Origin of the sequence: Pseudomonas sp. 09C 129, from assembly GCF_002843625.1 — a bacterium.
Lineage (GTDB): Bacteria > Pseudomonadota > Gammaproteobacteria > Pseudomonadales > Pseudomonadaceae > Aquipseudomonas > Aquipseudomonas chlororaphis.
The window spans coordinates 4,198,297-4,221,709 of record NZ_CP025261.1 but is presented as its reverse complement, the minus strand read 5'-3'; the positions used below and the strand labels follow the sequence as shown (position 1 = coordinate 4,221,709).

At 65.9% G+C, this 23,413-nt stretch carries 22 protein-coding genes; 7 read left to right on the top strand and 15 right to left on the bottom strand.

Annotated elements, in window-relative coordinates; translation table 11 throughout:
• The 8 genes from CXQ81_RS18945 to CXQ81_RS18910 all read right to left on the bottom strand — a co-directional run bounded on the left by CXQ81_RS18945 (window position 1) and on the right by CXQ81_RS18910 (window position 9,083).
• Window positions 1–195 (bottom strand): hypothetical protein, encoded by a 195-nt coding sequence (locus tag CXQ81_RS18945; protein ID WP_101338175.1) that lies wholly within the window; start codon window positions 193–195, stop codon window positions 1–3.
• A 96-nt stretch (window positions 196–291) separates the two neighbouring features.
• Entirely contained in the window at window positions 292–1,218 is a 927-nt protein-coding gene (locus tag CXQ81_RS18940) for an alpha/beta hydrolase (protein ID WP_101338174.1), read from the bottom strand.
• Window positions 1,219–1,288: 70 nt separating this feature from the next.
• Window positions 1,289–2,233 carry a choline ABC transporter substrate-binding protein gene (locus CXQ81_RS18935; RefSeq protein WP_101338173.1) on the bottom strand — a complete coding sequence of 315 codons (945 nt, stop codon included), beginning with the start codon at window positions 2,231–2,233 and terminating at the stop codon, window positions 1,289–1,291.
• A 141-nt stretch (window positions 2,234–2,374) separates the two neighbouring features.
• Window positions 2,375–2,998: a LysE family translocator gene (locus CXQ81_RS18930; protein ID WP_101338172.1), complete on the bottom strand. Its 624-nt coding sequence runs from the start codon at window positions 2,996–2,998 to the stop codon at window positions 2,375–2,377.
• 52 nt (window positions 2,999–3,050) lie between these two features.
• Complete coding sequence (locus CXQ81_RS18925; RefSeq protein ID WP_007923169.1) at window positions 3,051–3,890, bottom strand: AraC family transcriptional regulator; 840 nt, start codon at window positions 3,888–3,890, stop codon at window positions 3,051–3,053.
• Window positions 3,891–3,965: 75 nt separating this feature from the next.
• Window positions 3,966–4,607 carry a DUF1345 domain-containing protein gene (locus tag CXQ81_RS18920; RefSeq protein WP_007923170.1) on the bottom strand — a complete coding sequence of 214 codons (642 nt, stop codon included), beginning with the start codon at window positions 4,605–4,607 and terminating at the stop codon, window positions 3,966–3,968.
• 177 nt (window positions 4,608–4,784) lie between these two features.
• Window positions 4,785–7,913, bottom strand: a complete 3,129-nt coding sequence (locus tag CXQ81_RS18915; protein WP_101338171.1) for an efflux RND transporter permease subunit — start codon at window positions 7,911–7,913, stop codon at window positions 4,785–4,787.
• A 12-nt stretch (window positions 7,914–7,925) separates the two neighbouring features.
• Window positions 7,926–9,083, bottom strand: coding sequence for an efflux RND transporter periplasmic adaptor subunit (locus CXQ81_RS18910; RefSeq protein WP_037034818.1), 1,158 nt, complete (start codon window positions 9,081–9,083; stop codon window positions 7,926–7,928).
• A gap of 216 nt (window positions 9,084–9,299) precedes the next feature.
• Between CXQ81_RS18910 and CXQ81_RS18905 the strand changes: the two genes are divergently transcribed.
• Window positions 9,300–10,001: a response regulator transcription factor gene (locus CXQ81_RS18905; RefSeq protein ID WP_009044166.1), complete on the top strand. Its 702-nt coding sequence runs from the start codon at window positions 9,300–9,302 to the stop codon at window positions 9,999–10,001.
• Between the two features lie 4 nt (window positions 10,002–10,005).
• A complete protein-coding gene (locus CXQ81_RS18900; RefSeq protein WP_007926529.1) occupies window positions 10,006–11,307 on the top strand; it encodes an ATP-binding protein in 1,302 nt (433 codons plus the stop codon).
• Window positions 11,308–11,372: 65 nt separating this feature from the next.
• Here CXQ81_RS18900 and pncA read toward each other — a convergent pair whose 3' ends face one another.
• Together pncA and CXQ81_RS18890 are read right to left on the bottom strand one after the other, a co-directional pair.
• The gene (gene pncA / locus CXQ81_RS18895) at window positions 11,373–12,035 is read right to left on the bottom strand and encodes a bifunctional nicotinamidase/pyrazinamidase (RefSeq protein ID WP_053261447.1); all 663 of its coding nucleotides are present in this window, start codon (window positions 12,033–12,035) and stop codon (window positions 11,373–11,375) included.
• A 78-nt stretch (window positions 12,036–12,113) separates the two neighbouring features.
• Entirely contained in the window at window positions 12,114–12,365 is a 252-nt protein-coding gene (locus tag CXQ81_RS18890) for a hypothetical protein (RefSeq protein WP_101338170.1), read from the bottom strand.
• A 145-nt stretch (window positions 12,366–12,510) separates the two neighbouring features.
• Here CXQ81_RS18890 and CXQ81_RS18885 point away from each other — a divergent pair, with 145 nt between their 5' ends.
• From CXQ81_RS18885 to nudC, 3 genes are all read left to right on the top strand, one after another.
• Window positions 12,511–13,293, top strand: coding sequence for a class I SAM-dependent methyltransferase (locus tag CXQ81_RS18885; protein WP_101338169.1), 783 nt, complete (start codon window positions 12,511–12,513; stop codon window positions 13,291–13,293).
• 149 nt (window positions 13,294–13,442) lie between these two features.
• Window positions 13,443–14,255, top strand: coding sequence for a crotonase/enoyl-CoA hydratase family protein (locus CXQ81_RS18880; RefSeq protein ID WP_101338168.1), 813 nt, complete (start codon window positions 13,443–13,445; stop codon window positions 14,253–14,255).
• A gap of 6 nt (window positions 14,256–14,261) precedes the next feature.
• The gene (nudC, locus tag CXQ81_RS18875) at window positions 14,262–15,092 is read left to right on the top strand and encodes an NAD(+) diphosphatase (protein WP_101338167.1); all 831 of its coding nucleotides are present in this window, start codon (window positions 14,262–14,264) and stop codon (window positions 15,090–15,092) included.
• 85 nt (window positions 15,093–15,177) lie between these two features.
• Here nudC and CXQ81_RS18870 read toward each other — a convergent pair whose 3' ends face one another.
• Complete coding sequence (locus CXQ81_RS18870) at window positions 15,178–15,957, bottom strand: TSUP family transporter (protein ID WP_007926540.1); 780 nt, start codon at window positions 15,955–15,957, stop codon at window positions 15,178–15,180.
• Between the two features lie 181 nt (window positions 15,958–16,138).
• Entirely contained in the window at window positions 16,139–17,383 is a 1,245-nt protein-coding gene (locus tag CXQ81_RS18865; protein ID WP_101338166.1) for an acyl-CoA dehydrogenase family protein, read from the bottom strand.
• A 367-nt stretch (window positions 17,384–17,750) separates the two neighbouring features.
• On the opposite strand from CXQ81_RS18865, the gene sfnG reads away from it, so the two are divergent.
• Window positions 17,751–18,845 carry a dimethylsulfone monooxygenase SfnG gene (gene sfnG / locus CXQ81_RS18860; RefSeq protein WP_053261442.1) on the top strand — a complete coding sequence of 365 codons (1,095 nt, stop codon included), beginning with the start codon at window positions 17,751–17,753 and terminating at the stop codon, window positions 18,843–18,845.
• Between the two features lie 113 nt (window positions 18,846–18,958).
• Here sfnG and CXQ81_RS18855 read toward each other — a convergent pair whose 3' ends face one another.
• Window positions 18,959–19,438 (bottom strand): nuclear transport factor 2 family protein, encoded by a 480-nt coding sequence (locus tag CXQ81_RS18855; protein ID WP_053261441.1) that lies wholly within the window; start codon window positions 19,436–19,438, stop codon window positions 18,959–18,961.
• Window positions 19,439–19,492: 54 nt separating this feature from the next.
• Window positions 19,493–20,071, bottom strand: coding sequence for a TetR/AcrR family transcriptional regulator (locus tag CXQ81_RS18850; RefSeq protein ID WP_007932924.1), 579 nt, complete (start codon window positions 20,069–20,071; stop codon window positions 19,493–19,495).
• Between the two features lie 206 nt (window positions 20,072–20,277).
• On the opposite strand from CXQ81_RS18850, the gene pssA reads away from it, so the two are divergent.
• Window positions 20,278–21,621: a CDP-diacylglycerol--serine O-phosphatidyltransferase gene (gene pssA / locus CXQ81_RS18845; protein ID WP_007932925.1), complete on the top strand. Its 1,344-nt coding sequence runs from the start codon at window positions 20,278–20,280 to the stop codon at window positions 21,619–21,621.
• Between the two features lie 490 nt (window positions 21,622–22,111).
• On the opposite strand, the gene CXQ81_RS18840 is transcribed toward pssA, so the two are convergent.
• The gene (locus CXQ81_RS18840; RefSeq protein WP_101338165.1) at window positions 22,112–23,311 is read right to left on the bottom strand and encodes an MFS transporter; all 1,200 of its coding nucleotides are present in this window, start codon (window positions 23,309–23,311) and stop codon (window positions 22,112–22,114) included.
• Between the last annotated feature and the right edge of the window lie 102 nt (window positions 23,312–23,413).

The window sequence follows — 23,413 nt, the reverse complement described above, 5'->3', positions numbered from 1 at the left end:
TTATGGGGTATATCCGCTCCAGGTGCGACGTTCCGCCGCATCGCTGAAACCGGTTTCAGGAAACAGCAAAGCGCTTTCGCCGTCAAGCGCGATCAGCGCCAGCGGCATGAAAAAAATGTCATGCAGTCGATCGCGGGCGGTCTTCTTCGGTAGAGGGAGGTGTCTGGCACCTGCGTTGCTGGTGATCGCGGGCAAGCCTCGCTCCTACGGGGGAAGTCATGCGCTTGACGGGCTCTTCGTAGGAGCGAGGCTTGCCCGCGAAAAGGGCCGCGCGGTTTCGCTGAAGAAAGACTATCCGAGGCAGGCCCGCAGATAGTCGAGCAGGGCGCCATACAGCGCATCCACCTCCGGCGCCAGGCCTCGGGCGCGCAGGCAGCCATGCACCAGGCCGAGGCCCGGGTACAGCTGGCTGTGGCCGTCGGCGGCCAGCAGTCGCTGGTGATACAACTCGCCGTCGTCGCGCAGCGGGTCGAACTGCGCCAGGGCGATAAAGGCGGCGGGCAGGCCGCGCAAGTCCGTGGCCAGCAAGGGCCGGGCATAAGGCGAATGCCGTTCCGGGCCGGGCAGGTACAGGGCCTGGTAGGCGTCCAGGTCGTTGCTGCCGAGCAGCGGCGCATCGGCGCACTGGCTGCGCGAGGGCAGGTCGGCGCCTCCGCCGAGGCCGGGGTACAGCAGCACCTGGGCGGCGGGCAGCTGTTCGCCGGCATCGCGCAGGGCCAGGCACAAGGCCGCGGCGAGGTTGCCGCCGGCGCTGTCGCCGATCACCAACTGCCGCCGGGCATCCAGGGCAAAGGGGCTGGCGCCGGCCTGCAAGGCGCGCCAGGCCGCCAGGCAATCGTCGAAGGCGGCGGGGAACGGATGCTCGGGCGCCAGGCGGTAATCCACGGCAATCACCAGCACCTGCAACTGCGCCGCCAGGTAGGCGGTGATGAAGTCGTGGGAATCCAGGTCGCCGACCACCCAGCCGCCACCGTGCAGGTACAACAGGCAGGGCCAGCCGTCGGCGGGCATCGGGCGGGCGGGGCAATAGGCGCGCGCCGGCACCCCGGCCAGTTGCAATTCGCTGACCCGCAGGCCCTCGGGACGGGGCGGGGTGAAGGCGCGGCACATGCGGCTGTAGTTGTCGCGCAGGCCCTGGGGGCTGTTGTCGGGGCTGGTGAAGCTCAGGGTGCGCTCGACGAAGGCGGCGAGTTGGGGAGAGAGCGGGTAGTGGCGCATGGGCGGGAGTGTCCGTTGTCTGGAAGAGGGCCATCGCGAGCTGGCTCGCGATGAGACCGGCAGGACGCCACTATTTCAGGCTGGCCTGCACCGCCGCCACGCCGTCCTTGCCCTCGAAGCTGCTGACCCCGACCAGCCAGCGTTGCAGGTCTTCGGGGTGCTCGCGCAGCCATTGCCGCGCCACGTCCTGAGGCGTCTTGCGTTCCATGATCGGCACCATCAGCTGGCTTTCCTGGGCCGCGCTGAAGGTCAGGTTCTGCAGCAGGCGCTGGACATTGGGGCAGCGCTCGGCGTAGTCCGGCGCGGTGACGGTGGACACCCTGGCCGCGCCTTCGTTGGGCCCGTAGACGTCTTCGCTGCCGGTCAGGTAGGCGATTCGCATGTTGATGTTCATCGGGTGCGGGGTCCAGCCGACGAAGACCACGAACTCCTTGCGGTTGATCGCCCGTTGCACCGCCGCGAGCATGCCGGCCTCGCCGGACTCCACCAGCTTGAAGCCCTTGAGGCCGAAGCGGTCGCTGTCGATCATCGTCTTGATGGTGGTGTTGGCGCCGCTGCCGGGCTCGATGCCATAAATCTTGCCGCCCAGTGGCTCCTTGAAGCGGGCGATGTCGGCGAAGGTCTTCAGGCCCGCGGTGGCGACATAGTCCGGCACGGCGAGGGTGGCCTGGGCGTCGGCCAGGCTCGGTTGGTCCAGGACCTTGACCTGCCCGGCCTCGAGGAACGGCGCGATGTTCTTGTCCATCGCCGGTTGCCAGTAGCCGAGGAAGATATCCAGGCGCTTGTCGCGGATGCCGGCGAAGATAATCTGCTGCACGGCGCTGGTCTGTTTGCTGTCGTAACCCAGGCCGGTCAGCAGCACGTCGGCCATGCCGCTGGTGGCGATGACGTCGGTCCAGTTGACCACGCCCATGCGCACGGTCTTGCAGGAGGCGGGCTCGCTGGCCCAGGCATTGGCGCTGAGCAGCAGGGCGCCACAGAGCAGCGGGAGACAAGGCTTGAACAGGGTTTTCATCGGAGGGTCTCGTTCGGCAGGTCGTTATTGTCGGGGGCGGCGTCTTGTTGCGCCGTGCCCACCACTTTAGGTAACCCTGATCGTTATGAAAGCGCCCTGAGGCGACTGGCTTTTGCACTGGGGCGACGGCGGCCAGCCTCTTCAGGCCCACAGGCTCGCCCAGGCCGAGACCAGCAGCAACAGTGCCATGCCCTGGTTGAAACGCTGCAAGGCCAGCGGCGAACGCAGCAGCCGGGCGGAGCCGGCGCCGAGCAGCGCCCAGGCGCCGAGGCAGGGCAGGGACACCAGGAAAAACACCAGCGACAGGTACAACACCTGGTCCTGGCGTTCGCTGCCGTTGCCGGCGAACACGCTGATCACGGCCAGGGCCATCATCCAGGTTTTCGGGTTGACCAGTTGCAGGCTGGCGGCGCCGAGCAGGCCCAGGCGCCGGTGGTGGGTGTCCGCTTGTGGGTCGAGGGACGCGGCCGGGGCACGGAAGATCTGCCAGGCCAGGTAGCTCAACCAGATCACCCCGGCCCAGCGCATGGCGCTCGGCAGGCCGGGCACTTCCATCAGCGTGCGGCCGAGGCCGCTGCCCACCAGCACGACTATGCCGGCGGCGGCCACGCAGGCGCCGACAACGATCGGCAGCGCGGCCTTGAAGCCGTAGCGGGCGCTGTTGCTCAGCACCAGGATATTGGTCGGCCCCGGGGTGATCGAGGCCACGAAGGCGAACAGCAGGAAGGGCAGCAGGCTAGGCAGGGAAGGCAAGAAGGAGAACATCGTGGGCAGGCTCCAGTGAAGATCGAGGGAGGCGATCTTCGCCGGTGCGGGTTCAGGTGTCTGGAAGGTTTGAGCAGCGCTTGCGGTAGGCCGCCGGGGTCAGGCCATAGGCGCGGACGAACCAGCGGCCCATATGGCTCTGGTCGGCGAACCCCAGGGCCATGGCCACCTCGGCCGGCTGTTCGCCGCGGGCCAGCAGGCGTCGGGCCTTGGCCAGGCGCAACTGCACCAGGTAAGCGTGGGGTGGCAGGCCATAGGCGGCCTTGAAGGCGCGGGTCAGGCGGAAGCGGTCGACGCCGCAGACCGCGCCCAGCTCGTCCAGGCTGATGTCCTGCTGGGCGTGGGCATGCAGGTAGTCGCGGGCCTGGTGCGCCACCAGGGGCAGGCGCGGGTCTGCGTGGTAGCGCTTGCGCCAGTGCAGGTGGCCGGTGAGCTGGTCGAGCAACTGGTCCATGGCGCTCTGGCGGACGATGCGCAGCTCGCCGTGGTGCAGGCTGTGGAAGGCATTGCTGGTGGCCAGGGCCAGGCGCTGGTCGCTGGCCAGGGTGGTGGCGAAACTCAGCTGGCTGTCGGCCGGCGCCTCTTCGAACAGCGCGCTCAGTTCACGCTCCAGCCAGTTCGGGTCGAGGTACAGCATGCGGTAGGTGAAGCCGCTTTCGGTGGGGGCATCGCCGTCATGGATTTCCCCGGGCTCGAGCAGGAACACCTTGCCCGGGGTGCTGTGAAAACGCTCGCGCCGGCAGTGGAATTGCTGCACGCCTTCTTCGGTCACGCCCACCAGGTAGCTGTCATGCCAGTGCGGGTCGTAGGCATGGCCGGTGAAATGGGCGCGCAGGGTTTCGATGCCGGTATCGGCGTCCTGGGCCAGATCGATCCAGTTGTGCGCGTTCATGAAGTGTCCGTGGCAAGGGCGAGCGTGACAGTTAGCGCCCGCCGGCCAGGGCGGGTCTAGAAGATTTGTGCGACTTCAACCGAACAGCCCGGCGGCGATGTTGATGGAAAACCCGAGGATCGCGGTGTTGAACAGAAAGCCGATCAGCGACTGGGCCAGGACGATCTTGCGCAGCTCGCGGGTGGCGACGCCGACGTCGGAAGTCTGCACCGCCACGCCGATGGTGAAGGAGAAGTACAGGAAGTCCCAGTAATTGGGGGTGGTCAGGCCTTCGGGAAAGCGCAGGGCCGGGTCCTTGCCGTTCCAGGTGTAGTAGAGGCGGGCGTAGTGCACGCTGAAGATCACCCCGATCAGCAGCCAGGAGCCGATCACCGTGAGGCCGGTAAAGGCGTAGTGCAGCAGGCGCCGGCCGGTTTCCAGGTCCTTGCTGCCGGACAGCGAGAGGGTGATGGCGGCGAGGCTGGCGATGGCCGCGATGCAGACCATGAGCAGTACCAGCCCGGCGTTTTCGTCCTCGACCTCGGCAATGCGTTTCACATCGTCGGCCTTGGAGCGCGCGGTGAGCCAGCACATCAGCGCCAGGTAGCTCCAGACCCCGGCGTTCCAGCCGATGAGAATCTTGCTGATCAGGGTGTCGGCCGGCACCAGGACGCCCGCGGCCAGGCCGATAAGGGCGCCGATGGTCAGGCGAGGGTGGGTACGTACAAGAAGGGACATGGCGGCTCGCAGTGGCGGATTTGCCGCAAACCTTAGCATGCCGTCGCCGCAGGGGCGGGGCCCCTGCGGTTACATGGCTCTTGTGTAGGAGCGAAGCTTGCTCGCGATGAGTCTTCAACGATGGCTTGATAAGCCTTCAACGATCACGCGGTACGCTGAAGACCCGCCGCCGCATGACTATTCGGCCGCTCCTGGCGCCGTGACGCTCACCGCTTGTTTGCCGTTGCGCCTGACCAGCCTCATCACCACCACGAAGAACACCGGCACGAATACCACCGCCAGGGTCGCGGTGATCATGCCGCCGATCACCCCGGTGCCGATGGCCTGCTGGCTGGCCGAACTGGCGCCGCTGGCGATGGCCAGGGGCACCACGCCGAGGATGAACGCCAGCGAGGTCATGACGATCGGCCGCAGGCGCAGGCGCGCGGCCTGCACCGTGGCGTCCACCAGGTCGTGGCCTTCGTCGTACAGGCTCTTGGCGAACTCGATGATCAGGATCGCGTTTTTCGCCGACAGGCCGATGATGGTGATCAGCCCGACCTTGAAGAACACGTCGTTGGGCATGCCGCGCAGGGTCACTGCCAGCACCGCGCCGAGCACACCCAGGGGCACTACCAGCAGCACCGAGGTCGGAATCGACCAGCTCTCGTACAGCGCCGCCAGGCACAGGAACACGATCAGCAGCGACAGCCCGAGCAACAGCGGCGCCTGGCTGCCGGACAGGCGTTCCTGCAACGACAGGCCGGTCCATTCCTGGCCCAGGCCGGTGGGCAGCTGGCTGACCAGGCGCTCGATTTCCGCCATGGCCTCGCCGGTGCTGTGGCCCGCGCTCGGCTCGCCGGAAATGCTGATGGCCGGGTAGCCGTTGTAGCGGGTCAACTGGGTCGGGCCCTGGGTCCAGCGCGCCTGGGCAAAGGCCGACAGCGGCACCATCTTGCCGAGGTTGTTGCGCACGTTGATCTTCAGCAGGTCTTCCACCTGGCTGCGTCGATCGCCCTCGGCCTGGACCACCACCCGCTGCATCCGCCCCTGGTTGGGGAAGTCGTTGATGTAGCTGGAACCGACCGCGGTGGACAGCACATTGCCGATGTCGGCAAAGGACACGCCCAGGGCGTTGGCCTGCTTGCGGTCGACTTCCAGGTGCACCTGCGGCGCCTCGGCCAGGGCACTTTCGCGCACGTTGACGAGGATCGGGCTCTTTTCCGCGGCGGCCAGCAAGTCGGTGCGGGCCTGCATCAGCGCGGCATGGCCGAGGCCGCCGCGGTCCTGCAGGCGGAACTCGAAGCCGCTGGAGGTGCCCAGGCCGTCCACCGGTGGCGGCAGCACGGCGTAGGACACCGCGTCCTTGATTTCACTGAAGGCGGCGTTGGCCCGGTCGGCGATGGATTGCGCCGAGTCGTCGCTGCCGCGTTGCGACCAGTCCTTGAGGGTGGTGAAGGTCAGTGCGGCGTTCTGCCCGCTGCCGGAGAAGCTGAAGCCGAGAATCACCGTGCTGTCGCCGACCCCCGGTTCGCTGGCGTTGTGCGCCTCGATCTGTTCCACCACCTGGATCGTGCGGTTCTTGCTCGCGCCCGGTGGCAGCTGGATGTCGGTGATGGTGTAGCCCTGGTCTTCCACCGGCAGGAACGAAGAGGGCAGGCGGCTGAACAGCAGCCCCAGGCCCACCAGCAGCACGCCGTACACCAGCAGGTAGCGGCCGCAGCGTTTCAGCGCATAGGCGACCCAGCGCTGGTAGCCGTCGCTGAGGTTTTCGAAGCGCCGGTTGAACCAGCCGAAGAAGCCGCCTTTTTCATGGTGCTCGCCCTTGGCGATCGGCTTGAGCAGGGTGGCGCACAGGGCCGGGGTCAGGGTCAGGGCGAGGAAGGCCGAGAACAGGATCGAGGTGGCCATCGACAGCGAGAACTGCTGGTAGATGACGCCCACCGAACCCGGCATGAAGGCCATCGGCAGGAACACCGCCACCAGCACCAGGGTGATGCCGACGATGGCGCCGGTGATCTGTTGCATCGCCTTGCGCGTCGCCTCCCTGGGCGACAGGCCCTCGCTGGCCATGATCCGTTCGACGTTCTCCACCACCACAATGGCGTCGTCCACCAGGATGCCGATGGCCAGGACCATGCCGAACATGGTCAGCACGTTGATCGAGAAACCCAGCGCCAGCATGGTGGCGAAGGTGCCCATCAGTGCCACGGGCACCACCAGGGTCGGGATCAGGGTATAGCGGATGTTCTGCAGGAACAGGAACATCACCGCGAACACCAGCAACATGGCTTCGCCCAGGGTGTAGACCACCTTGGTGATCGAGACCTTGACGAAGGGCGAGGTGTCGTAGGGGATCTTGTATTCCACGCCGGCCGGGAAGTAGCGCGACAGCTCGTCCATCTTCGCCCGGATCAGGGTCGCGGTGCTCAGGGCGTTGGCCCCCGGCGACAGCTGCACGCCGACGGCAGTGGAAGGCTTGCCGTTGAGGCGCGTGGAGAATTGGTATTCCTGGCTGCCGACTTCCACCCGGGCGACGTCGCCGATGCGCACGGTGGAGCCGTCCGGATTGGCCCGCAGGACAATGTCGGCGAACTCTTGCGGCGTCGACAGCTGCCCCTTGACCAATACCGTGGCGGTGATTTCCTGGTTCGAGTGGCTCGGCAGGTCGCCGATGCTGCCGGCCGAGACCTGGGCGTTCTGCGCGACGATCGCCGCGTTGACGTCGGCCGGGGTCAGGTTGAAGCCGATCAGCTTCTGCGGGTCGATCCATACCCGCATGGCGCGCTCGGCGCCGTACAGCTGGGCCTTGCCGACCCCGTCCAGGCGGCGGATCTCGTTCATCACGTTGCGCGCCAGGTAGTCGCTGAGCGCGGTGTCGTCGAGCTTGCCGTCGCTGGAGGTGAGGGTGATCAGCAGCAGGAAGCCGGCCGAGACCTTTTCCACCTGCAGGCCCTGCTGGGTCACCGCTTGCGGCAGGCGCGGCTCCACTACCTTGAGGCGGTTCTGCACGTCGACCTGGGCCATTTCCGGGTTGGTGCCCGGTTGGAAGGTGGCGGTGATGGTGGCGCTACCCAGGCTGCTCTGGGACGAGAAGTACAGCAGGTGGTCGGCGCCGTTGAGTTCTTCCTCGATCAGGCTGACTACGCTTTCGTCCACGGTCTGCGCCGAGGCGCCCGGGTACACGGCGTAGATCTCGATGCTCGGCGGGGCGACGTTGGGGTACTGCGCCACCGGCAACTGCGGGATGGCGAGGGCGCCGGCCAGCAGGATAAACAGGGCGACCACCCAGGCGAACACCGGACGGTCGATAAAGAATTGCGGCATGAGGGTTCCTACCTACTGTCCAGTGGTCTGGGCAAGGGGAAGAGGGCTGTCGTCGATCTGCACCTTTTCGCCCGGACGGGCGTGCTGCAGGCCCTCGACGACGATACGGTCGCCGGCCTTGAGGCCGTCGCTGACGATCCAGCGGTCCTGTTGCACGGCGCCCAGCTGCACCGGACGCTGCACCACCCGCTGCTCGGCATCCACCAGCAGCACCTGGGCGATGCCGGCGCTGTCGCGCTGGATGGCCCGCTGCGGCACGCTGATGCCCTGGCGGTTCACCGCCTGCTCCAGGCGTACGCGAATGAAGCTGCCGGGCAGCAGGTCGAGGTCCGGGTTGGGGAACTCGCTGCGCAGGATGATCTGGCCGGTGCTCGGGTCGACGCTGAGGTCGGCGAACAGCAGCTTGCCCGGCAGCGGGTAGAGGCTGCCGTCGTCCTGGATCAGCGTGGCCTTGGCCTGGTCCTGGCCGACCTGCTGCAACTGGCCGGCGCGGAAGGCGCGGCGCAGGTCGTTGAGCTCGCGGGTCGACTGGGTGAGGTCGGCGTGGATCGGGTCCAGTTGCTGGATCAGCGCCAGCGGCGTGGTCTCGTTCTGGCCCACCAGTGCGCCTTCGGTGACCAGGGCGCGGCCGACGCGCCCGGAAATCGGCGCGGTGACGGTGGCATAGCCCAGGTTCAGCCGGGCGCGCTGCACGGCGGCCTGGTTGGCGGCTACGTCGGCGGCGGTCTGGCGCGCATTGGCCCGGGCGTTGTCGTATTCCTGGGCGCTGATGGCCTGGTCTGCGATCAACTGGGCGTAGCGCTGCTCCTGCAAGCGGGCCTGGAAGGCGTTGGCCTCGGCCTTGCGCAGGCTGGCCAGGGCGCTGTCGAGGTCGGCCTTGAACGGTGCCGGATCGATGCGAAACAGCACGTCGCCCTGCTTGACGTCGGTGCCTTCGCGGAAGGTCCGTTGCAGCACCACCCCGGCCACCCGTGCGCGCACCTCGGCGATACGCGGCGCGGCGATGCGCCCGCTCAGTTCGCTGCTGATCGACAGCGGGCGAGTCTCGACGGTTTCGATCCGGACCTTGGCCAACGGCGCCTGTTCTTCGGCGGTGGAGGCCTGGTCGCAAGCGCTCAGCGCGGCTGCCAGCAACAACAGGCAGAACGGCGCAAACAGGTTTTTCGACATGCTGATACCCCAATGATGACTGCGGCATGCTAAGGGCATGCCGCCAGGACCGCTGTGAAGCTGTGTAGGTGCTGTGTGAAAAAGTGTGAAACGAATGCTCGGGCGGGCGCGAGGTTGTATATCCTTTGTGTCTCGCTGATCGGGCGACGGCTTCCCAGGGAACATTCTAAGGAACGTTGTCGCTGTGTTTTTATTCACTCAAAGACTTCAATCCCCATGCCCAACATCCTTCTGGTCGAAGACGACTCCGCGCTCTCCGAACTGATCGCCAGTTACCTGGAGCGCAACGGCTATCAGGTCAATGTCATCAGCCGCGGCGACCAGGTGCGCGAACGGGCGCGGGTCAACCCGCCGGACCTGGTGATTCTCGACCTGATGCTGCCCGGCCTCGACGGCCTGCAGGTCTGCCGCCTGCTGCGGGCCGATTCGGCGTCGCTGCCGATCCTGATGCTGACCGCCCGTGATGATAGCCATGATCAGGTGCTGGGTCTGGAAATGGGCGCTGACGATTATGTGACAAAACCGTGCGAGCCGCGGGTGCTGCTGGCGCGAGTGCGCACCCTGTTGCGCCGCAGCAGCCTCGGCGAGCCGCAGACTGCCAGCGACCGGATCCTCATGGGCAACCTGTGCATCGACCTGTCGGAGCGCACCGTGAGCTGGCGCGACCAGCTGGTGGAGCTGTCCAGCGGCGAATACAACCTGCTGGTGGTGCTGGCCCGGCATGCCGGCGAGGTGCTGAGCCGCGACCAGATCCTGCAACGCCTGCGGGGCATCGAGTTCAACGGCACCGACCGCTCGGTGGACGTGGCGATTTCCAAGCTGCGGCGCAAGTTCGACGACCATGCCGGCGAGGCGCGCAAGATCAAGACCGTGTGGGGCAAGGGTTACCTGTTCAGTCGTTCCGAATGGGAATGCTGAGTCGATGCTGAGAATCCTGATTCGCCTGTACCTGGTGACCATCGTCTCGTTCAGCGCGGCGATCTACCTGGTGCCGGAGCTGGTGGTGAAGGTCTTCCACGAGCGTTTCGTCACTTACAACCTGGATTATTCCCGGGGCCTGCAAACCCTGATCGTCAAGCAGTTTCGCGGCGTGCCCTCAGAGCAGTGGCCGGCCCTGGCCGCGGAAATGGACCAGGAATTCCAGCCGCTGCACATCGTTCTGACCCGCAACGACGATGCCGATTTCACCCTGTACGAGCGCGAACGCCTGCAACGCGGCGAGAACGTGGTGCGGGTCGGCGACTGGGGCTGGCGCACCCTCGCGGTGGCGCCGCTGGACGAGCAGATGGCGGTGCAGATGGTGGTGCCGCCGGACCCGATCGACGTCAGCCTGCTGTACTGGAGCATCAACGTGCTGATCGGCGCGACCATGCTCGCCTGCCTGTTGCTCTGGCTGCGGCCGCACTGGCGCGACCTGGAGCGTCTGAAACACGCCGCCGAGCGTTTCGGCAAGGGCCATTTGAGCGAGCGCACACAGATCCCCTCAAGCTCCAATATCGGCAGCCTGGCCAATGTCTTCGACACCATGGCCGGCGACATCGAGAACCTGCTGAACCAGCAACGCGACCTGCTCAACGCGGTGTCCCACGAGCTGCGCACGCCCTTGACCCGGCTCGACTTCGGCCTGGCGCTGGCGCTCTCCGACGACCTGCCGGCCACCAGCCGCGAGCGCCTGCAAGGGCTGGTGGCGCATATTCGCGAGCTGGACGAACTGGTGCTCGAGCTGCTGTCCTACAGCCGTCTGCAGATCCCGGCGCAGTTGCCGGAGCAGGTCGAGGTGTCGCTGGACGAGTTCATCGACAGCATCCTCGGCAGCGTCGACGACGAACTGGAATCCCCGGACATCGTCATCGATGTGCTACTGCACGGCAGCCTGGAGCGCTTCAGCCTCGACCCGCGGCTGACCGCCCGGGCGATCCAGAACCTGCTGCGCAACGCCACGCGCTATTGCGAAAAGCGTATCCAGGTGGGGGTGCACGTCAGCGAGCGCGGCTGTGAGATCTGGGTCGACGACGATGGCATCGGCATTCCCGACGACGAGCGCGAGCGGGTGTTCGAACCCTTTTACCGCCTGGACCGCAGCCGCGATCGCGCCACCGGCGGCTTCGGCCTCGGCCTGGCCATCAGCCGCCGGGCCCTGGAAGCCCAGGGCGGGACCCTGACCGTCGAAGCCTCACCGCTGGGCGGCGCGCGTTTTCGCCTGTGGCTGCCGATGCCGGCCTGAGCCTTGCCGGGCACCCCCGGCGACGGGGAATGCCCGGCAAACCGGCGTTTAGGGAAGGTGTTGTTTCAGCACAATGCGGTCGGCTGCAGCTCGCTGGCCTTGATCAGGTTCACCCCCGCCGCGCGCATCTGCCGGGTGGCCTTGTCCAGCGAGCCGTCCATGTCGATGGCCCGGCAGGCATCGACGATCACGAAGGTATTGAACCCCGCCGCCCGCGCATCCAGCGCCGACCAGGCCACGCAATAGTCCAGGGCCAGCCCCACCAGATACACCGTGTCGATGCCGCGCTGGCTCAGGTAGCCGGCCAGGCCGGTCGTGGTGCTGCGGTCCGCCTCGACGAAGGCCGAGTAACTGTCGATATCCGGATTGCAGCCCTTGCGCAGGATCAACTGGGCGTGGGGCAGGTTGAGTTTGGGGTGCAGTTCGGCGCCACGGCTGGCCTGTACGCAATGGTCTGGCCAGAGCACCTGCGGACCATAGGGCAATTGGATGATGTCGTTCGGTGCGTGGCCGTCGTGGCTGGAGGCGAACGAGATATGCCCGGCCGGGTGCCAGTCCTGGGCGATCACCACCTGCTTGAAGTGGCTGCCCAGGCGATTGATCAAGGGTACGATCTGGTCGCCTCCGGGCACGGCCAGCGCGCCACCGGGGATGAAGTCGTTCTGTACGTCGATGACCAGCAGCGCCTTGCGTGAGCGGCGGCTGCTGGCGGTTTTGGCAGTAGGCATGTGCAAGCTCCCTGGGTTGAGCAATGAGTCCATTCTCCCAGAGCATAGCGTGCCCGTTCCATGGCGCCGTTCCGCCGGTCAGGGCGTGGGAATCGACTGACTTCGGGTCTTGCCGCCAGCGGCGATGGCCTCTTCGTAGCGGTCATGGGAGAGCAGGCCACTGGCCTGGTCGGCGTCCGGTAGCCGGGTGGTGCGCTGGCTGACGCAGCGCTGGTTCTTGCTGTCCCAGACCTGGCCGTCCGGGCAGTTGGCGGCGACCGCCAGCAAGGTCGTCAGCAGGCTGCCGGCGAGCAGCAGCGGGGCGCCGAAGGCGAGGGGAGGGAGGTTCATCGCGCGGTCTCCATGCGGATAGCGGTCCCTCCATTAAAGGTCCATCGCCCTGGCCGCGCTGCCCAAACTGACAGATTTTTCATGCCGTCAGTCGCCTGGGCGGGGCTATGCTGGGCAGCACTGGCCAATGATCTGGAGCCGACCGATGAAAGACCCGCAACCTGCGATCCATCACGCTGCCGCCGACGGCTACAAGGGCGCGGCCGACACCTATGTGCGTGGCCGCCCGGACTACCCGCCGGCACTGGACCAGTGGCTGCGCACAAGCCTGGGCTTGCAGGCCGGCCAGGTGGCGGTCGATCTCGGCGCCGGCACCGGCAAGTTCACCGGGCGCCTGCTGGCCACCGGGGCGCGGGTGATTGCCGTGGAGCCAGTGGCGCAGATGCGCGCCAGGCTCGCCGCCAGCTATCCCCAGGCCGAAGCCCTGAGCGGCACCGCCACTGCTATTGCGCTGGCCGACGAATCGGTGGACGCCGTGGTCTGCGCCCAGGCCTTTCACTGGTTCGCCAGCCATGAAGCGTTGAGCGAAATCGCCCGGGTGCTCAAGCCGGGTGGCCGCCTGGGCCTGGTGTGGAACCTGCGCGATGCGCGGGTGCCGTGGGTGCAGCGCCTGGACCGGATCGTCAACGCCCTGCAAGGCGATACGCCGCGCTATTACACCGGGGCCTGGCGCCAGGCCTTTCCCCATTCGAGTTTCACGCCCTTGCAGGAGCAGCACTTTCGCAACAGCCACAGCGGCGCGCCGCAGAACGTGATTTTCGATCGGGTGCGCTCCACCAGCTTTATTGCGGCCTTGCCGGATGCGCAGAGGGCGGAGGTCGACCGGCAGATCGCCGCCTTGATCGCCGAAGAACCGGAGCTGCGGGATAAATGCGTGGTCAGCGTGCCTTACGAAACCGCGGCGTTCTGGGCCCACAAAATCCCGTGATCCGCCAATCCTCCTGCCCACAACCCATAGAGAATAGATAGGCCGTTGTGTGGCCAGTCCCGGTTTTGGCCGATGCGCTGCCTTACTGCGCGGCACAGGCCCTTGCTATAGTTCGGGCCTCATTTTTTTGCCCGGTAAGGAATGCTGCCATGTCCGAATATCAAGCCTTTCGCGTCGAACTTGCTGACAACATCGCCCATGTGCAGATCAACCGGCCGGAAAAGATCAACTCGATGAACGCCGCGTTCTGGAGCGAGATCATCGAGATCTTCCGCTGGATCGACGATACCGACGCGGTCCGCGTGGTGGTGCTGAGCGGCGCCGGCAAGCACTTTTCCTCGGGCATCGACCTGATGATGCTGGCCGGCGTGGCCAACGAACTGGGCAAGGACGTCGGGCGCAACGCGCGCCTGCTGCGGCGCAAGATCCTGCAGCTGCAGGCATCCTTCAATGCCGTCGACAACTGCCGCAAGCCGGTGCTGGCGGCGATCCAGGGTTACTGCCTGGGCGGCGCCATCGACCTGATCGCCGCCTGCGACATGCGCTACGCTGCCGCGGACGCGCAATTCTCGATCAAGGAAATCGATATCGGCATGGCCGCCGATGTCGGCACGTTGCAACGTTTGCCACGTATCATCGGTGACGGCATGCTGCGCGAACTGGCTTACACTGGGCGCACCTTCGGCGCCGAGGAGGCGCGCAGTATCGGCCTGGTCAATCGCACCTACGCCGACAGCGAAAGCCTGCTCGACGGCGTGATGGGCATTGCCTGGGAAATCGCCAGCAAGTCGCCGATCGCCGTCAGCGGTACCAAGGAAATGATCGGCTACATGCGCGACCACCGCATCGACGACGGCCTGGAATACATCGCTACCTGGAACGCCGCCATGCTGCAATCCACCGACCTGCGCGTGGCCATGGCCGCCCATATGAGCAAACAGAAACCTGAATTTCTGGACTGATTGAACATGACTTCACGCTGGACCACCGCAGTACTGGATATCGACCTTCCCGGCGGCTGGGCCGTGGCCCGTGGCCCGCAGGGCTTTCTGTTCGACGACAATGGCGCGCTGTTCCCCCGCGAATGGCTCAAGCGCCAGGACCTGCCGATCCTCGCCGAGCACGGCATCGGCCACCTGGATGGCGAGCCGGTGTACCTGCTGGAGCTCAAGAGCGTTTCCGAGGTGCCGGGCTGCAACTGGAAAGGCCTGCGGGCGTTCATGCTCGACGGCGATCACACCCTGTACAAGGTCCTGGGGTATGCCGCGCAGATCGGCACCTGGGCCCGCGAGCACCGCTTCTGCGGCAACTGCGGCCAGCCCATGACCCAGGTGATGCGCGAGCGGGCGATGTACTGCGAGCCCTGCGACCTGCGCAGCTACCCGCGGATTTCACCGAGCATGATCGTGCTGATCACTCGCGGCGACGAGGTGTTGCTGGCGCGGTCGCCGCGTTTCGTCCCGGGGGTCTACAGCACCCTGGCCGGGTTCGCCGAGCCGGGCGAGTCGGCCGAGGACTGCCTGGTGCGCGAGGTGCACGAAGAGGTACAGATCGAGGTCAAGAATATCCAGTACATCGGCAGCCAGTGCTGGCCGTTCCCGCATTCGATGATGCTGGGTTTCCATGCCGAGTACGCCGGCGGCGAGATCGTGCCGCAGGAAGACGAGATCGAGGATGCGCAGTGGTTCAACGTGCATGCGTTGCCGCCGCTGCCGGCGTCACGCTCGATTGCCCGTTACCTGATCGATCTGTATGTGGCCCGGCGCCTGGGCTTGGCGGAGCCTGTATTGCCGGGTTGAGCCCCGGCTGGACGCAAGCTGGAAGGAGCTGGAAACAAACAGCGCGGGCGAATCCATTGGGTTCGCCCGCTGTCGTTTCAGTGGGTCAAACGGCGCTGAACCAGTGCTGCCAGGCCAGGCGCACGGTCAGGCCCAGGACCACGGTGATGAACACTGGGCGAATGAATTTCGCGCCGCCGCTGATGGCGGTGCGGGCGCCGAAGAAGGCGCCGACCATCAGCGACAGGCCCATGCTCAGGCCGATGGCCCAATCCACCTGACCGGAGAAAATGAAGATCGACAGCGCCGCCGCGTTGCTGACGAAGTTCATGCTGCGCGCCACGCCGCTGGCCTTGACCAGGTCGATGGGGTAGAGCAGCAGGCTGCTGACGGTCCAGAAGGCGCCAGTGCCGGGGCCGGCCACGCCGTCGTAGAAACCGAGGCTGAAGCCTTGGGTCGATTGCCACTTTTTCTTGATCGGCGCCTCGCTGTCCAGCGGCGCTTTCGGCGTGCCGCCGAACAGCAGGTACACGCCACAGGCGAAGACGATCACCGGCAGCATCTTGTTCAGCCATTCGGCCGGCAGGTAATGGGCCACCACCGCGCCGCTCAGCGCACCCACCAGGGTGCCGACGATAGCGTGGGTCCATTGCCGCGGGTGGAACAGCTTGCGCCGGTAGAAGGTGAAGCTGGCGGTGGCCGAGCCAAAGGTCGAACTCAGTTTGTTGGTGCCCAGCACCAGGTGCGGCGGCAGGCCGGCGGTGAGCAGCGCCGGGGTGGTGAGCAGGCCGCCGCCGCCGGCAATGGCGTCGATAAAGCCGGCAATGAAGGCGACGAGGGCCAGAATGGCGAGGGTGGTCAAATCTACGCTGAGTTCGAAAGGCATGGGATCGACTTATTTCGGCGGGGCGCAGAAGAGCTGCGCGAAAGGTCGGTATCTTACCCGTAAGCTCGGATGCCTGCGACCGTGCCAGAGCCTTATCGCGAGCAAGCTCGCGCCTACAGAATGGCCTGACTCCTGTAGGAGCGAACTTGCTCGCGAAAGATCCCTCAGTCTTCCCAGCCCCTCAGGCTTGTTTGCGCTCCGGCCCGTTGCCGATCTGCCACACGAACGGCGGTTCGCTGCCATTGATCAGCCAATCGCCGACGATGCGCGCCTTGTAGATCACCGGGTTGTGCGACGACAGGGTACGGGCGTTGCGCCAGTGGCGGTCGAGGGCCTTGCCCTGGCGGATATCCGAAGCGCCCAGGGCATTGAACAGCTCGCTGGTGGCGCGCTGGATCAGCTCGGTGACCACCACCTGGGCCGTGGCCGACTGGATTTCCGCGGCGACATTGGCTGCCCGCTCTGCCTCGTCATTCCCGGCAAAGCGTGCCAGGTACGCCTGCTGCGCCGGTTCCGCCGCGCGCACCGCGCTGGCCTCGGCGGCATACACCAGGGCCGAGATTTCCCCGACCACCTGCTGCACCTGGGCATCCTCGCTGACCCGGGGCGCGTTGCCGTGGCTGTAGATGCGCTTGCGCGCGCGCACCTCGTGGGCCACATCGCGCACTGCGGCGCGGCCGACGCCCGCCAGTGTCGCCAGCAGCACCAATTGATAGAACGCGGTCTGGTATTTGAAGCGGGTGGCGAAGTCGATAAGGTTCTCGGCCTCCACCTCGGCATCGACAAAGCGCGAGGTGCCGCTGCCCGTGGTGCGCTGGCCGAAGCCGTCCCAGTCGTCGCTCTGCACGATGCCCGGCTGGCGGGTGCGCACCGCGGCGATCACGTCGCCACCGGTGTCGCTGCGCCGGGCGTAGACATCGATCCAGTCGGAGAAAATGCTCCCGGTGCTGTAGAACTTCTCGCCGTTGAGCCGCCACTTGTCGCCGGCCGGCGAGACCTGGGTGATCACCTCGCCAATGGCCACGCTGCCGATCTCGGTCCAGGCGCAGCCGACGATGTCGCCCTCGACGAAACGCTTGAACCACAGGTCCCGTGCCGGCCCCGGGGCAGCGTTGAGGCGGTCCTCGGCAAAGGCGAAATGCCCGCGCAAGGCTTGCGGCACGTTGGAGTCGGCCTCGGCCAGTTCGATCAGCAACTGGAACAACTGCGGCAGGGAGGCGCCGCCGCCACCGTATTCCACCGGCACCCGCACCGCGCCAAAACCGGCCTCCTTGAGCCACCCGATCGCCTCGTACGGCAGGCTGCGCGATTGCTCGCGCTCCACCGCGCCGGCGGCGATCCGCTTGAAGATCGGGCGGAAGCGCCCGGCCAGGGCTTCGTAGTCGACGCCTACGGACAATGGGTTGATTACCTGGTATTCGGTCATGGGCACAGCTCCTTGAGTCGGCAGTGAAAAAACGTGGTTTCTGCGGACGGGATTGCACGGTCCGTGCCGGGAGGCGGGTGGCCGTAATCAGCGGGCCGGGCGCAGGGTGGCTTGCCGGCAACTGTTGCCCAGCCAACAGCGCATCAACAAATCGACCTGTTCACGCAGGGTTCGACGGTCTACCTGTAGCCGCTGCCGCAGGCTGCGAAAAGGCCCGAAGGGCCTTCCTGCGTCGGCACAGGCAGCGTCTGCTGCGCAGCCGATCGCAGCCTGCGGCAGCGGCTACAGGGGTGCGCGGCCCTGGAGTTTTCCGGCTGGCACGGTTGCTGCTCTGTTCCCCGGACACTTCAGTCGCGAGGACACGCCAATGAGTCAGCAAGCCGTCAAATTTGCCTACTGGGTACCGAACGTCAGCGGCGGGCTGGTGGTCAGCAAGATCGAGCAGCGCACCCACTGGGGCATCGACTACAACCGCAAGCTGGCGCAGCTGGCCGAAGCCGCCGGTTTCGAGTACGCCCTGACCCAGATCCGTTTCACCGCCGGTTACGGCGCCGAGTTCCAACATGAGTCCGTGGCGTTCAGCCATGCGCTGCTGGCCGCCACCGACAAGCTCAAGGTGATCGCGGCGATCCTGCCCGGCCCCTGGCAACCGGCGCTGGCGGCCAAGCAGCTGGCGACCATCGACCAGCTGACCCATGGTCGGATCGCGGTGAATATCGTCAGCGGCTGGTTCAAGGGCGAATTCCAGGCCATCGGCGAACACTGGCTGGAGCACGACGAGCGTTATCGGCGTTCCGAAGAATTCATCCGTTCCCTCAAGGGCATCTGGAGCCAGGACAACTTCAGCTTCCGTGGCGACTTCTATCGCTTCGACAACTACAGCCTCAAGCCCAAGCCGCTGGGTCAGCCGGAAGTGTTCCAGGGCGGCAGTTCCCGCGCCGCACGGGACATGGCGGCACGCGTCTCCGACTGGTATTTCACCAACGGCAACACGCCGGAAGGCATCAAGGCCCAGGTCGACGACATCCGCGCCAAGGCTGCGGCGAACAAGCATTCGGTTAAGGTCGGGGTCAATGCCTTCGTGATTGCCCGCGACACCGAGGAGGAAGCACACGCGGTGCTGGCCGAGATCATCGACCAGGCCGATCCGGAAGCGGTGAACGCCTTTGGCGACGCGGCGAAACAGGCGGGCAAGGCATCGCCGGAAGGCGAGGGCAACTGGGCCAAATCCACCTTCGAGGACTTGGTGCAGTACAACGACGGGTTCAAGACCAACCTGATCGGCACGCCGCAGCAGATCGCCGAGCGCATCGTCGCCTTGAAGGCCGTGGGCGTGGACCTGGTGCTGGCGGGGTTCCTGCATTTCCAGGAAGAGGTGGAGTACTTCGGCAAGCGGGTGTTGCCACTGGTGCGCGAGCTGGAAGCCAAGGCGGCGCTGAAGCGCGAGGATGCCGCGGCTTGAGGTGGACGACTGTAGGAGCGAGCGGGCGGCGATCCGACTTGCCCGCGATGCCGGCAACGCGGTGTGTCCGCCAAACCGCTATCGCGAGCAAGCTTCGCTCCTACAGAAGAAGGTTACAGGCCCAGGTCGGACAGCCCCGGATGGTCATCCGGGCGCCGGCCCAGCGGCCAGTGGAACTTGCGCTCGCTTTCCTTGATCGGCATGTCGTTGATGCAGGCGTAGCGGTTGGCCATCAGGCCGTGCTCGTCGAACTCCCAGTTCTCGTTGCCGTAGGAGCGGAACCAGTTGCCCGAGTCGTCGTGCCATTCGTAGGCGTAACGCACGGCGATGCGGTTGTCGGTAAAGGCCCAGAGTTCCTTGATCAGGCGATAGTCCAGCTCCTTGGCCCATTTACGGGTCAAAAAACCCTTGGCTTCTTCGCGGTTGTGGGCGAACTCGGCGCGGTTACGCCATTGGGTGTCCAGGGTGTAGGCCAGGGACACCCGCTGCGGGTCGCGGGAGTTCCAACCGTCTTCGGCCAGGCGGACCTTTTCAATGGCCGATTCGCGGGTGAAAGGGGGAAGTGGCGGACGAACTTCAGCGTTAGATGACATTTAAAGTCTCCAATGAAAGTTGAGGTTCAGCAGTGTCGAACTTGTTTTAAACGATTACAGGTCCAATAACTTTCGCGCCATGCATTGCGCATTATCGGCGGCACTGCGATCACCCATCACAAGTGCAACGGTAATGGCGCCGTCGATCAGGATCAGCAGCTGTCTGGCTTGCTCCTCCGGATCTTCGGTGCCGGGTTTTTCCGAGGCGTGTTCCTTGCAGAGCTCGAACACGTAGTCGAACAGTTTCTGTTTGTGCGCCCTGGCCACCACCCGTACCGGGTCCTGCGGGTCGCCGGTCTCGCCGCTGGTATTGATGAAGGCGCAGCCGCGAAAGTCCTCCGAGGCGAACCAGCCGCCCAGCACCGTGAACAGGTTGAGCAGGCGCGCGGCCGCGGTCGGGGCCTTGTCCACTTCGCTGCGAAACCAGTGCATCCAGCGCAGGTCGCGGCGTTGCAGGGCGGCCACCACCAGTTCGTCCTTGGTGGTGAAGTAGCGGTAGATGCTCTTTCTGGAGACGCCGGCGGTCTTCACCAGAAGATCCATGCCCGTGGCGGCGATGCCACTTTTATAGATCAACTTTTCGGTGACATCCAGAATGATATCGCGTGTGTCGTTGCTAGTGATTTCGTTCATGTGGCGTACAGTAGAACGATCGTTCTCCTTGGTCAACAAGTTATTTTCGATCGATGAATTTATTGTCGCGACCCATCCCGTCACCCGCGCTTGCGCGGCAGGCGCCAGAGGGCAGGCGACAAATCTTCACAGCGCCCCGCAAGACCCGGGCCGGCACCTTGGTGTAAGCTCTTGCGCTCTTTTGGATTCGACCTTCTGCGAGCCCTATGCCGTCGCTTTTCAAACGTTCCCTGCTGCCAAAATTGCGCAGCTTCCCGCTGGCTGCCGATGACCTGTCCATCCTCAATGGCGCCGCCGAATTCCGCCGTTGCCTGCTGGAGAAGATCGCCCAGGCCACCCGGCGCATCTATATCGTCGCGCTGTACCTGCAACAGGACGAGGCCGGCCAGGAAATTCTCGATGCCTTGCACGCCGCCAAGGCCGCGCGTCCGGAGCTGGACGTGGTGGTCGTGGTCGACTGGCTGCGCGCCCAGCGCGGGCTGATCGGCGCCGGCAAGCAGCCGGGCAACTCGGCCTGGTACCAGGAAATGACCCGCACCCACGAAAGCGTAGTGCCGGTGTACGGCGTGCCGGTGCAGACCCGCGAACTGTTCGGCGTGCTGCACCTGAAGGGTTTCGTGATCGACGATTGCGTGATCTACAGCGGCGCCAGCCTGAACAACGTGTACCTGCACAAGTTCGACAAATACCGCTTCGACCGCTATCACCTGTTGCACAACCGCGAGCTGGCCGACTCCATGCAGCACCTGGTCCAGCATGGCCTGGTGGCGTCGCGGGCGGTGCATCGCCTGGACCTGCCGAACCTGCCGACCACCCGCAGCCTGCGCAACGACATCGGCGACCTGCGTAGCCGCCTCAAGCACGCGGCCTACGACACCAGTGCCGGCGGGGTGCTCAAGGACCAGTTGTCGGTCAGCCCGCTGCTCGGGGTGGGCAAGAACAACCCGTTGAGCCGGGTCATCTGCGAACTGATCGCCAGCGCCCAGCAGCAACTGACCATCTGCACGCCGTACTTCAACCTGCCGCTGGCGGTGACCCGGGAAATCAACCGCGCCCTGGCGCGCGGGGTGAAGATTGACATCATCGTCGGCGACAAGACCGCCAACGACTTCTACATTCCGCCGAGCGAGCCGTTCAAGGTTATCGCCGCGCTGCCGTACCTCTACGAGATCAGCCTGCGGCGTTTCGCCAAGCGGCATCAGAAGGCCATCGACAGCGGCCGCCTGAACCTGCACCTGTGGCGCGATGGTGACAATACCTACCACCTCAAGGGCATGTGGGTGGACCAGCGCTACACCTTGCTCACCGGCAACAACCTCAACCCGCGAGCCTTTCGCCTCGACCTGGAAAACGCCTTGCTGCTCGACGACCCCAAGGGCGAGTTGCTGGAACCGCGGCGCCAGGAGCTGGAAACGATCTTCCGCCACACCCGGCGCATCGAGCATTTCCAGCGCCTGGAAACCCTGGTGGACTACCCGGCGGCCGTCGGCAAGTTCCTGCGCCGGGTCAGCCGGGTGCGCATCGAGCGGTTGCTCTACCGCATCCTCTGAGGTCCGCGGCGAACGATCCACGATGGGGTCGTTCTTGCTGGCCCTGAAGCCCCTGCGGGGCTTATCGCAGCCTTCGGCAGCGGCTACACGAAGCCAGGCCCCGATCCTGTAGCCGCTGCCGAGCCCGCGAGGCTGCGATAAGGCCCGCAGGGCCTTCATCGGTCTTGAGATCGCCGCGCCCCTTCGGGACGTACGCAGCCTTCGGCAGCGGCTACACGAAGCCAGGCCCCGATCCTGTAGCCGCTGCCGAGCCCGCGAGGCTGCGACAAGGCCCGCAGGGCCTTCATCGGTCTTGAGATCGCCGCGCCCCTTCGGGACGTACGCAGCCTTCGGCAGCGGCTACACGAAGCCAGGCCCCGATCCTGTAGCCGCTGCCGAGCCCGCGAGGCTGCGACAAGGCCCGCAGGGCCTTCATCGGTCTCGAGATCGCCGCGCCTCTTCGGGACGTATGCAGCCTGCGGCAGTGGCTACAGCTGTATCAGCGGCCGGATCAGCTGGGGCTTTTCGCCGCCGGCCAGGCCGCCACCAACAGCAGCAACAGCGTGGCAATCAGGTAGGGCAGGCGCGGTTCGACGGCGTAGATCAGCGAGCCGGCCAACGGGCCGATCACCACGCCAAACCCCTGGGCCGCGCCAATCGAACCGGCGGTGGCGCCTTGTTCCGAGGCGTCCACGGCGTTGGCCGCCAGGGCAGAGAAGGACGGGAAGATCGCACCCATGCCCGCCGCCGAGACGAAGAACCCCAGCCACAGTCCCCAGGCGGTCTCCACCAGCATGCAGCCGGCAAAACCGCTGGCGGCCAGCAGCGCGCCGGCGCGGATCATCCGCAGCGGCGGCCATTCGAGTTTGCGCACCACCAGTTGCGAGCAGATCAGCGCCACGCCGACCATGGCCAGGGCGATACCGGCGGCCTGGGCGGCGTCGGCGCTGTCCAGGCCCAGGCGGTCGAGGGCGTAGAAGCTCACGGTGATCTGCGCGATGGACACGCAAAGCATGGCGACGAAGGCCACCGCCATCGGCCGGCGCAGCCGTGGGTCGCTCAGGCGTACCGAGCGCGGCGCCTGCTTGAGGTGCAGTTCCTGGCGCGGCAGCTTGTACAGCAACACCAGGAACGCCGCCAACGGCAGCACGGCCATGGCATACAGCGGCAGGCTCAGGCTGACCCGGGCCAGCAGCGCGGCCACGGCCGGCCCCAACACCAGGCCGACGGCGTTGGCGGCGCCCAGGGTGGCCATGGCGCGGGCCCGATGTTCGGGTTCGACGTTGTCGGCGATCAGGGCAAAGCCGCCCACCGGAATGGCCGCGTAGAACACCCCGATCAGGCCGCGCCCGAGCATCAGGCCGATAAAGGCCAGCCACATGCCCGGCAGCAGGTGCAGCGAGACATCGATGAACAGGCACAGCGCCCAATAGGCGAGGGTGAAGCCGGCCGTGCCGAGCAGCAGCACCCGACGGCGCCCGAAGCGGTCGCTGGCCTGGCCCCAGGGGCGCGCCAGGAGCATCCAGATCACCCCGGAAACGGTCACCGCCGCGCCGGCCTGCCAGGTGGCCAGGCCGAGCACGCGCACGATCGGGCCGATCAACGAGACGAAGGCCATCATCGACATGGTGCAGGCCATGTAGGCGAGCATCAGCGGTAGCAGTTTGAACGGCGCGGCGGTCTGCGGCGGTTGGGCCGTGGCAGTGGACATGCAGGGTCTTCCATGAAAGTCGGGAGTGCGCGGGACGTTATAGACAAAACGCGCCCGCGCCCAGGGTTATTGGCGCAGGTGATGGTAGCCCAGCAGGGCAGG